The 10343-nt window shown below is 55.7% G+C and carries 8 protein-coding genes, 1 tRNA gene and 2 pseudogenes; 5 read left to right on the forward strand and 6 right to left on the reverse strand.

What is annotated here, in order from left to right; all coding sequences use genetic code 11:
* The 3 genes and pseudogenes from ACTTKG_RS06435 to nrdG all read left to right on the forward strand — a co-directional run.
* Positions 1-312: pseudogene (locus tag ACTTKG_RS06435) on the forward strand (mechanosensitive ion channel family protein); the annotation flags it as partial.
* A gap of 204 nt (positions 313-516) precedes the next feature.
* A complete protein-coding gene (locus ACTTKG_RS06440) occupies positions 517-2853 on the forward strand; it encodes an anaerobic ribonucleoside triphosphate reductase (RefSeq protein WP_442673413.1) in 2337 nt (778 codons plus the stop codon).
* Positions 2840-3343, forward strand: a complete 504-nt coding sequence (gene nrdG, locus ACTTKG_RS06445; protein WP_442673414.1) for an anaerobic ribonucleoside-triphosphate reductase activating protein — start codon at positions 2840-2842, stop codon at positions 3341-3343. Before ACTTKG_RS06440 ends, nrdG begins: the two co-directional genes overlap by 14 nt.
* Positions 3344-3821: 478 nt before the next feature.
* Here nrdG and ACTTKG_RS06450 read toward each other — a convergent pair whose 3' ends face one another.
* From ACTTKG_RS06450 to glyA, 5 genes are all read right to left on the reverse strand, one after another.
* Positions 3822-4040, reverse strand: coding sequence for a hypothetical protein (locus ACTTKG_RS06450; RefSeq protein WP_442673415.1), 219 nt, complete (start codon positions 4038-4040; stop codon positions 3822-3824).
* 90 nt (positions 4041-4130) lie between these two features.
* The gene (locus ACTTKG_RS06455; protein ID WP_442673416.1) at positions 4131-5930 is read right to left on the reverse strand and encodes a M48 family metalloprotease; all 1800 of its coding nucleotides are present in this window, start codon (positions 5928-5930) and stop codon (positions 4131-4133) included.
* A gap of 74 nt (positions 5931-6004) precedes the next feature.
* Positions 6005-6081 (reverse strand) — tRNA-Val (locus tag ACTTKG_RS06460).
* A 158-nt stretch (positions 6082-6239) separates the two neighbouring features.
* Positions 6240-6896, reverse strand: a complete 657-nt coding sequence (upp, locus tag ACTTKG_RS06465; RefSeq protein WP_442673417.1) for a uracil phosphoribosyltransferase — start codon at positions 6894-6896, stop codon at positions 6240-6242.
* 9 nt (positions 6897-6905) lie between these two features.
* A complete protein-coding gene (gene glyA / locus ACTTKG_RS06470) occupies positions 6906-8153 on the reverse strand; it encodes a serine hydroxymethyltransferase (protein WP_442673418.1) in 1248 nt (415 codons plus the stop codon).
* 378 nt (positions 8154-8531) lie between these two features.
* On the opposite strand from glyA, the gene ACTTKG_RS06475 reads away from it, so the two are divergent.
* Both ACTTKG_RS06475 and ACTTKG_RS06480 read left to right on the forward strand, forming a co-directional pair.
* A complete protein-coding gene (locus ACTTKG_RS06475) occupies positions 8532-9461 on the forward strand; it encodes a peptidoglycan DD-metalloendopeptidase family protein (RefSeq protein ID WP_442673419.1) in 930 nt (309 codons plus the stop codon).
* 14 nt (positions 9462-9475) lie between these two features.
* Positions 9476-9985, forward strand: a complete 510-nt coding sequence (locus tag ACTTKG_RS06480; RefSeq protein ID WP_442673420.1) for a bactofilin family protein — start codon at positions 9476-9478, stop codon at positions 9983-9985.
* 63 nt (positions 9986-10048) lie between these two features.
* Here the strand turns inward: ACTTKG_RS06480 and ACTTKG_RS06485 are convergent.
* A pseudogene (locus tag ACTTKG_RS06485) lies at positions 10049-10343 on the reverse strand (nicotinate-nucleotide--dimethylbenzimidazole phosphoribosyltransferase); the annotation flags it as partial.

The following is a 10343-nucleotide window of genomic DNA, read 5'->3' on the forward strand; positions in this document are numbered from 1 at the left end:
CAGGAAATCTCCGTCGCCATCCCCGTCGGCGTCAGCTATGCGAGCGATCTCGACGAGGTGGAGCGGGTGACCCTTGCGGTGGCGAACGAGGTCATGGAAGCCTTCGATCACGGCGTTGAGAGTGATCCCGTCGTGCGCTTCCACACCTTCGGCGACTCTGCCATCGAATTCGATGTCGTGCTGCGCACGAGCAGTTTCGTCAACCAGTTCCTCTTGAAGCACGAGTTCATCAAGGCTTTGACGCGCCGTTACCGCAAGGAGGGCATCGACATCCCGTTCCCCATGCGCACAATCATACAGGCGAAGGAGTAACGGCTGCCTGTGCATAACTTTTTCTAAAGAATCTTTCTCCGTAGCGTAAGCCTTGAAAAATCTAGGATGAAGCCCCTTTTTCCTTGTGGATAAAAGGGGCTTTTCTTGTGGATAAAACACAATATGTAGTTTAGTCCCTTGACCAAGAAATCTATATCTTGTATAATTTAACAACACAAAAACTACAAGGGAAGGATCATAGATATGACCATCAAAAATATTCAAAAACGTACGGGGCAAGTCGTGCCCTTTGATGCCGAGAAGATCACCGACGCCATCCGCAAGGCAAATCTTGAGTCCATCGACGAGACGTTTTCCCAGCAGCAGCTCGAAAAGCTCACGAAGAGCGTCATTCACCGCATTGAGGGGGAAGAGACGCCTGCCGTTGAATTCATTCAGGATGCTGTGGAAAAGGTGCTCATCAAGAACAACTTCGCCTCGACGGCGAAGGCGTACATCCTCTATCGTGCGGAACATGCGAAGATTCGCGACGCTGAGGGCGACCTTATGGACATCTACAACGAGCTGACCTTCAAGCGCGCCAAGGACGCCGACATCAAGCGAGAGAATGCAAATATCGACGCCGATACGGCGATGGGAACGATGCTTAAATATGGTTCGGAAGGGTCGAAGTACTTCATCGACCATCACATCCTGCCCAAAGATATCGCAGCGGCGCACATCGACGGCGACATCCATATCCACGACAAGGATTTCTATATGCTGACAGAGACGTGCTGCCAGATCGACCTCTTGAAACTCTTCAAGGACGGCTTCTCGACGGGTCACGGCTATCTGCGCGAGCCGAACGACATCCGCTCCTATGCCGCACTCGGCTGCATCGCCATCCAGGCAAATCAAAACGAGATGCACGGCGGGCAGGCGATCCCGAACTTCGACTATTCGATGGCGCCGGGCGTAAGGAAGACCTTCCGCAAACTCTACTTCAAGGAGATCGCGAACTTCTTTGCCATCACGCTCGCCATGAAGCAGGATGACGCGAAGCTCTTGGCAAAGGAGATTCGCCGCTCGCTTCTGCCCTTGGGCGTTACGATCGGTGGTGCGGACGTCTACAGAGAGGCTCTCATCGATTTTCTGCCCGCGCACCAAAAGGCGTGCGGCTATGAGGAAATCTCCGAAAAGCTCGCGGCGCGTGCGCATGATTATGCCTACGCGGCTGCGCTTGACGCGACGGATAATGCGACTTTCCAAGCGATGGAAGCGCTCATTCACAACCTCAACACGATGAACTCGCGCGCAGGCGCACAGGTGCCGTTCAGCTCGATCAACTACGGTACGGACACTTCGCCCGAAGGCCGCATGGTCATGAAGAATCTCCTGCTCGCGACGCAGGAAGGACTTGGCAACGGTGAGACGCCGATCTTCCCCGTGCAGATCTTCAAAGTCAAAGAGGGCGTGAACTACAATGCAGGGGATCCGAACTACGATCTCTTTCGTCTCGCGATGGAAACTTCAGCGAAGCGTCTGTTTCCGAACTTCAGTTTTCTTGATGCACCGTTCAATCTCCAGTATTACAAGGAGGGCGACTACAACACGGAAGTCGCTTATATGGGATGCCGTACGCGCGTCATGGGCAACGTCCACGATCCCGAGCGTGAAGTCACATGCGGGCGCGGCAACCTCTCGTTTACGAGCATCAACCTGCCGCGTCTCGCTATCCTCGCTAAGGGCGATCTCAATGTATTTTACCGTGAGCTTGACAGCTTGACGGAGCTTGTCATCCGCCAGCTTTTGCATCGCTTCAAGATCCAGTGCGCGAAAAAGGGCAGGAATTATCCATTCCTCATGGGGCAGCGCGTGTGGATTGACTCGGAGAAGATCGGTCCCGACGATGAGATCGCCGAAGTCTTGAAGCATGGCACGCTCTCGATGGGATTCATCGGTCTTGCCGAATGCCTGAAAGCGCTCATCGGCAAGCATCAGGGCGAGTCGGAAGAGGCGCAGACTCTCGGGCTTGCCATCGTCGGGCACATGCGCCGCCGCATGGACGAGGAGGCAAAGCGCACGGGGCTGAACTTCACGCTTCTGGCGACGCCCGCCGAGGGGCTTTCCGGCCGCTTTGTGCGCCTTGACCGCAAGCGCTTCGGTGAGATCGAGGGCATCACGGATCGAGACTATTACACAAACAGCTTCCATGTGCCCGTCTACTGCCCGATTGCGGCGGCAAAGAAGATTCGTCTTGAAGCGCCGTATCACGCGCTGACGAACGCCGGACACATCAGCTACATCGAGATGGACGGCGATCCCTCGAAGAATCTCCAAGCCTTTGAAGCGATCGTGCGCTACATGCACGACGAAGGCATCGGCTATGGCTCGGTCAATCATCCCGTCGACCGCGATCCTGTCTGCGGCTACAATGGTATCATCGACAATATCTGCCCGCGCTGCGGCAGAAAGGAGGATGGTCGCCCCTTCGAGCGCATCCGGCGCATCACGGGGTATCTCGTCGGCACGATTGACCGCTGGAACAACGCGAAACGCGCCGAAGAGCACGACCGAGTCAAGCATGGCATCAGTTAAACTTGCGGGAACGGTATCGGATTCCATCGTGGACGGGGCGGGACTTCGCTACACCATCTTCACGCAGGGCTGCCCGCATCATTGTCCCGGCTGCCACAATCCAAAGACGCATGATTTTAGGGGCGGGCGAGAGATGGACACGCAGGCGCTTCTTGCACATGTACTCGAAAACCCTTTGCTGACCGGTGTTACCCTCTCGGGTGGTGAGCCTTTTTGTCAGGCTGCGCCGCTTGCAAGCCTTGCGCGTGAGGTGCATGAACATGGCATGGACGTTTGGGCGTATACGGGCTATACGCTCGAATACCTGCAAGGACAGAACGAGCGCGCCGTCGATGCACTGCTCGATGAGGTTGATGTCCTCGTGGACGGCGCGTATGAAGAAGCTGAACGCGACCTCACGCTCCCGTTTCGCGGCAGCCGCAATCAGCGCGTGATTGATATGAAAAAGACGCGAGAGCTGAATGAGATCGTTCTTTGGGGAGAAATGTAGATTTGGTTTGCACATACAAAAAGCCGCCTGCAGGCGGCTTTTTGTATGTGTGATTTGAGATGGATCGTGATGATGCTCGATGAATCGGTCGCATAGGATTTTTGTTTATAGAACAAAAAAGAGCTGCACAAGCATCGTATCGGATGGGCGTGCAGCGCTTATATCTCGTATTTGGGATTCTTTTCCAGCTATGAAGAGAACACAGGGAAAGAATCAGTGGCTGGCCTACTTCCCCTGTGTTTTGGTAAAACACGGCAGAATAGGCGTGTAGATCTTGATTGTCTACTTGCCGCAAATCTATTATAGCATAGTATCGGCAGAATTGCACGAAAAAAATTCAAAATCGGAAAGAAAATTTTTCCAATCCGATAAAATAATTTATTTTCGTTGGTATTGCCTGTCCGCCGATAAAATAAAGGAAGAGCAGCGCCGCTTGAAAAGAATGCGGACGCAACTCTTCCTTTGGAAGGTTCGACGGTTATTTTCGCATCTGCAAGGCTGTTTCGCGATAGCGATAGAGCAGCCCCAAGACAAGGAGGATGGCGAAGGTTGTAAATGCGGCGGCGACAACGGAATCGGTGAGCTGATACGTCACCGCCAAAGGGATGGCAATGATGAGAGAGATCGCCGTAAGCTCCATGTCGTCAAGGAAGAGCAAAGTAAGAAGAAGTACGAGAATACCAGCCATTATTCCCATTTTTCACACCTCGTTTTATGGTAGAGCAGTATATAAAATCGCTGCATCCTATCTCCTTTGCCTTCTTTATCGAAATTTTTGCGGAAGAAATTAAGTCTTTTCGCCCATTTTATCTTTTTCTTTTTCGGCTTTCTCCAGTTCCTTCTTTTCGCGCTCCTTGATGATCTTGTCGTAGGCTTCGGCGTCGACGTCTTTCATATACTCATCGGGGATGTCCTGCGCGTTCGGCGCATATCTCCAATAGTCCTTGTAGGCAGCGAGCGCCGCGTCTTTTTCGCCTGTCTCGTTGTAAATTTCGCCGCGCATCTTGTAGATGAAGGGGTTCTTCTCATCGAGTGCCTGCGACTTTTCGAGATCTGCGAGCGCCTTTTCGCGCTCGCCCATCATGCGATGGACGTCGGCGCGGTTGAGAAAGTTGTAGATGTTTTTCGCATCGAGCTCAACGGCGTGGTCAGAGTCAGCGAGAGCGGCGCTGTAGTCGCCGGCGACGGCGCGTGCGCGGCCGCGAATGGCATAGTTTTCTGCGATATCGTCGGGATTTTTTGCGGCGAAGGCGCGTTCCATGAGGAAAAGCGCTTCCTTAGCCATGCCATTGTCGCTGTAGCGATCGGCGTTGTAGCGAAGCTGCTTGACGAGTTCGCCTTTGGCGTCGAGCGCCTTTTCTCGGATCTTCTGCCATGTATCGCTGCGAGCTTTTTCTTCGGCAGCGATTTTTTTGCGCATCGTTTTGTCCTCGCTGCTCGCGTAGGCGGTGCGCACGAGCATCGCAAGGCGCTCTTCTGCATGATGGCGTGCGACGAACTTCTTGAGCTTTTCGTAGACGCGGTCTTCGTTGAGGTAGGAGATGCGCCCGTTTGGTGCGGTCGTGAACTGCCAATCGGCGAAGGCGGCGTGGTCATGGAATGCTTTGGCGAGGCCGCCGGCGATGAGGTAGGCGTTTTCCTGCGTGTTGTTGTAGTCGGCGTCCCAGTCGGCGGTCAGGAGTTTTTCGCCGTCGATGTAGACGTCTGCGCCGTTTTTGACAGTGACATGCCCCATGCCGTAGGCGCACATCATGCCGGCAAGCCGCTCGATGCGCTCCAACATGGCGGGGTGGTCGTTGTAGTTCGGCGCGTTCGGATCCTCAAATGGGTCTTGGTACTCGCGAATGTCCTGCGTTTCGTAGGTCAGGTAATACGCCATGCGTGCCATCGCCGCTGCGCCGCCGCCGGGATTGAAGCCCGCCGTTGTCATGAGGTAAAAGCCGCCTTCGTCGGCTTCGATTTCGCTCGGCAGCGTTACGTCTTTGGCGATGGCGTAGCCGACGATGGCGTTGAGCTTCTGCCAGTCGAGGTTGTCGGCTGCTGAGCCGATGGCGATGCCGGCGTACGATTCGGCGACGGCTTTGGCGTAGTTTTTCGCACTGTGCTGGCGGAGACCGTGCGTCATCTCGTGTCCGAGGACGGCGGCAAGCTCGTCCTCGTCGTGGTGCAGGGCGCGTACGAGACCGCGGTTCACGGTGATATAGTCGGTCGGGTAGCAGGCGGCGTTGAAGGCGTCGCTTGCGTTCACGCGCCATAGGAATGGCAGGGAGTTGATGGAGAGCGCATATTCGCCATGCTCTGTGAGCCGTCCGAGCACGCGGTCGACGACTTCACGGTTCAGCGCGTCCTTGTCCTCGCCGTTTTCTTCCATATCTTGTTTCAAGCCGCTGATCTGATAGTCGACGTTGTTGCCGATGGCAAGCATCTCCTTGAGGGTGCCTTGGTAGGCGAGGTAGCCGCCGAGTGCGGACATGCCGATCAGCACGGGGTTGAGCGCCGCCGCCTCGACGGGCGCGGCGCTGTGCAGCGGAGCGAACGTCAAAAGGGCGGCGAGGATAGCCGCGCGAAGTTTCTTGCCGATGTTCATGTTGCAATCCTCCTCGAAAAAGCTCTATATAACAAAGGAGCAGTCATCCAGAGGATGACTGCTTAATAGACAAATGGTGCTCGGTACTGGATTCGAACCAGTGACCCCCACAATGTCAATGTGATACTCTAACCAACTGAGCTAACCGAGCAATTTTGTTCTGCAGGCTCGTGCCCGCGAACAAAGCATATTATACAGAAAGGCGCGGAGAAATGCAAGTGTTTTTTTAGCGAAGGGGAAATTTTTTGCGTGGTTTTCGGTAAGGGCGGCGCACAATGTCCACGAAGTGGACGGTTATGCGTGTGATTCTTATAGTGTGCCGAATAGGCGGTCGCCTGCATCGCCGAGACCGGGAACGATGTAGGCGCGCTCGTTGAGGTAATCATCGACGGCCGCGACGTAGATGGGAACGTCGGGATGCGTTTCGTTTACGGTACGCACTCCGGCGGGGGCGGAGACGAGACAGAGCAGGATGATATTCTTTGCGCCTTTACTTTTCAAGAGACTCAGTGCGGCGATGGAGCTGCCGCCGGTTGCAAGCATGGGATCGGCGACGATGATCGTGCGTTCACCGAGATCGGTCGGCAGCTTGCAGTAGTATTCGACGGGCTGCATCGTGTCGGGATCGCGGTAAAGTCCGATATGACCGATGCGCACGGCGGGCATGAGCTTTTGTATACCGCCGATCATGCCAAGACCGGCGCGCAGAATGGGAATCAAGGCGAGTTTCTTGCCCGAGAGCATCTTGGCGCGGCAGGGTGCGACGGGCGTTTCGATCTCGACTTCTTCCATCGGCAGGTCGCGTGTGATCTCATAGACCATGAGCATGGCGATTTCTTCCAAGAGTTCGCGGAAGTCTTTGGAACCCGTTTCTTTTTGGCGCATGAGCGCCAACTTATGCTGCACGAGCGGATGATCGACGATGTTGACCGTGAGACCTTCTTTTCTTACATCTTCCAGATACATAGCGGCACCTCATTCATAAAGGGGATATTTTTGGCAAAGGGCGTCAACGCGCTTTGCTGCTTCTTCCTGCGCGGCCGTGTCCGTCGGCTGGTCGAGGACGAGCGCGATGATGGCGGCGACTTCTTCCATGTCTGCTTCTTTGAAGCCGCGCGTCGTGAGTGCAGGCGATCCGAGACGGATGCCGCTGGTGACGAAGGGTGAAAGCGGCTCGAAGGGGATCGTGTTGCGGTTCGCTGTGATGCCGACGCCGTCGAGGATGAGCTGCGCCTCTTTGCCCGTGACGTTTTTGTTTCGGAGATCGACGAGCATGAGGTGGTTTTCCGTGCCGCCTGAGACGATGCGGAAGCCTTTTTCCTGCAAGGCGGCGGCGAGTGTCTTGGCGTTTTTGACGACTTGTGCGGCATATTCTTTGAAAGCAGGCTGCAGCGCTTCATGGAGAGCGACGGCTTTGGCGGCGATGACGTGCATTAAGGGGCCGCCTTGGATGCCGGGGAAAATCGCCTTGTTGAACTGCGCGCCGAATTCGGCGTCTTTCGTGAGGATCATGCCGCCGCGGGGGCCTCGAAGCGTCTTGTGCGTCGTCGTTGTTACGACGTCCGCCCAAGGCAGCGGGCTAGGATGTACGCCGCCCGCGACGAGACCGGCGATGTGCGCCATATCGACCATGAGGTAGGCACCGACGGTTTTGGCGATGGCAGACAGCCGTTCGAAGTCGATGATGCGCGCATAGGCAGAGGCGCCGGCGACGATGAGCTTCGGCTTGACGTCTTTCGCCTGCTTTTCGAGCGCGTCGTAGTCGATGCACTCCGTCTCCTTGTCAACGCCGTATGGAACGACGCGGAAGTATTTACCCGACATGTTGACGGCGCTGCCGTGCGTGAGGTGTCCGCCGTCCGTGAGGTTCATGCCCATGTAGGTGTCGCCGGGTGAAAGAAGTGAGAAGAATACCGCCATGTTCGCCTGTGCGCCCGAGTGCGGCTGTACGTTGGCATAGCCTGCGCCGAACAGCTCTTTTGCGCGTTCGATGGCGAGCGTTTCAACGACGTCGACACATTCGCAGCCGCCGTAATAGCGCTTGGCAGGATAGCCTTCGGCGTACTTGTTCGTGAGGACGCTGCCCTGCGCTTCTAAGACGGCGTGGCTCACGATGTTTTCTGAGGCGATGAGTTCGAGCTTATGTCGCTGACGCGAAAGTTCACCATCAATCGCCTTGGCAACTTCCGGGTCGGCATGTTTCAGTGCATCCATCAATGACATACGTTTCCCTCCTGATCAGTCAATATTGCGGGGCAACCCCCAAAGCTTCGTCTATTGTACTACGAAATCTTAGGTGCGACAAGCCCGACAGGGCGCAGGAGCACCTTAGAGATCGTTGTCCAGCGACGCTGAGGCTACGAAATCTTAGGTGCGACAAGCCCGCGAATCTTGAAGCATTGCAGCCGATTTGCCGTACCATAGGAATCACGGATAAATTCAGCAAACGATTTTTATATATCTGCGCTGTGCAAAGATGGATGACTTTATTTTATCAGCGTTTTCTTAAAATAGTTTGATATTGCCTTTTTGTCTATGGTATAATAACAGTTGTATGAGAAAAGGCTTTATCATTCTTTTGCATATATGGGGGATCGATCTTTGACTACGAAGGGAAAGAAACCGGACAAGCGTGAGTACACGCTGAAGTTTATCCCGCATCAAGGTGAGACAGTGCGAAGTTACAGCTTTTCGATGCGCACGCTGAAGATCTGGGCGGCTGCTTTGGCAGCGGGCGCAGTTCTTCTGCTTGGCGGGTTCGGCTATATGTCATACAGTGTTGGCGGCGCCGGCTCTATCGCGGCGCCGCGAGAGACGCCGGATGAGAAGGGGCGGCAGGCAGAGCTTGCACAGCTTGCGGAAGAGGCAAGAAATTTGCAAACGGAGATGGAAAAGCTCACGGAGCGTGAACAGACGCTGCGCCGTCTGTTGGATGAAAATGCAGAGGACGAGTCTGCCAAGCATACGGGGCAGGGAGGTCCTAGTGTACCGGCGGAGGTTTCGCAGGTGCGGCGTGCGCTCGACGCCGTGTCGCGCGGACTGCCTGCGCGGCGTGAAAGCCTGGCGCAGCTTGAGGCGCAGCTCCAAAGGCAGCGTACAGAGGCAACGGCGCGTGCGGCAGAAGCGGATAAGCTGGCAAGGACGGACGTACCAAGCAATGTGCCTTCGGGCTGGCCGACGTCGGGGGATATATCTTCGCCCTTCGGCTGGCGTTGGAATGGTACGGATTTCCATCCGGGAATCGACATTGCCAACGATACAGGCACGCCGATTGTGGCGACAGCAGACGGCGTCGTGACGGCGGCTGGCTGGAATGCGGGCGGCTATGGAAACATGGTTGATATTGATCATGGCAACGGCATTCTTACGCGCTACGGTCACGCGTCTGAGGTGATCGTGCACGAAGGGCAGCACGTCAAGCGCGGCGAGATGATCGCCTATATGGGCAGTACGGGCTTTTCTACGGGACCGCATGTGCACTATGAAATTCATCTGCATGGCGAGATCGTGAATCCGGCGAGCTATCTATAGGAAGTGGGGAGACTATGTTTGGTGTGATGAGAAAGCGCGATGAAGGTCCTGCCGCAGGTGATATAGAAACGGTCATCGGCAAGAATACGAGGATTCAGGGCGAGGTCAGCGGTACGGGAAACTTACGCATTGACGGAGAGATCGAGGGCGAGCTGAAGCTCTCGGGCGCGGTGATCGTCGGCGAGACGGGCATGGTCACGGGCAATGTCTCGGCACGCTCCTTGAATGTATCGGGGACGGTGCATGGCAACGCACGCACGGAGGAGAGTCTGACGATCCACAGCTCAGGGCAGCTTATCGGCGATGTTCAAGTCAATGCTTTCCAGATTGAGGATGGCGGCATCTTCAAGGGAAGGAGCGAGATGAATCCGCGTGCGGGCATTGAGCTTAAGACGCGTCCGCAGCATGTATCTGCGCCGCAGGAAGGCGCGGTCTCGGTCGAAGATCTGGCGAAGGCTTCGGCAAAGACGGCGCCAAGGACGGCGGCTCCGATGAAGTCGGCGGCGAAAGCGGAAAAGAAATAAAAGAATGGTATCATCCATTGAGACAGCGGATGATACCATTCTTTTTATTTTAGCAGCCCCTTTTTATCCTTGCCGCCCTCTTCCGGGACCGTCGGCGGCGACGGCGACGGCGGTCTGGGCGAAGGTTTTCATGTCGTTGAGCATGTGGAGGGCGGCGTCCATGAGGCGTATGCCAAGACAGGCGGCGACGCCGCAGCTCGCGGCAAGAGACAGCGCGAGGTAGTCGCGCTGGACGTAGAGAAGATAGGGTGTGAGTGTGGGGGTGATTCGTTCAGCAAAGTGCGCGACGGTTTCCGTCGCTGGATCGTCGACTACGATGAGGCTGCGGCTTTTGGCAGCGGCGCTGATGGCGCCAAGG

It is taken from the genome of Selenomonas sp., assembly GCF_052169755.1.
Classification (GTDB): Bacteria; Bacillota; Negativicutes; order Selenomonadales; family Selenomonadaceae; genus Selenomonas.

What these genes read in the sequence shown, in the direction of transcription:
- ACTTKG_RS06440 (WP_442673413.1), top strand. Translation starts at nt 517, where the DNA reads ATGACCATCAAAAATATTCAAAAACGTACGGGGCAAGTCGTGCCCTTT.
- nrdG (WP_442673414.1), top strand. Translation starts at nt 2,840, where the DNA reads ATGGCATCAGTTAAACTTGCGGGAACGGTATCGGATTCCATCGTGGAC.
- ACTTKG_RS06450 (WP_442673415.1), bottom strand. Translation starts at nt 4,040, where the DNA reads ATGGGAATAATGGCTGGTATTCTCGTACTTCTTCTTACTTTGCTCTTC.
- ACTTKG_RS06455 (WP_442673416.1), bottom strand. Translation starts at nt 5,930, where the DNA reads ATGAACATCGGCAAGAAACTTCGCGCGGCTATCCTCGCCGCCCTTTTG.
- upp (WP_442673417.1), bottom strand. Translation starts at nt 6,896, where the DNA reads ATGTATCTGGAAGATGTAAGAAAAGAAGGTCTCACGGTCAACATCGTC.
- glyA (WP_442673418.1), bottom strand. Translation starts at nt 8,153, where the DNA reads ATGTCATTGATGGATGCACTGAAACATGCCGACCCGGAAGTTGCCAAG.
- ACTTKG_RS06480 (WP_442673420.1), top strand. Translation starts at nt 9,476, where the DNA reads ATGTTTGGTGTGATGAGAAAGCGCGATGAAGGTCCTGCCGCAGGTGAT.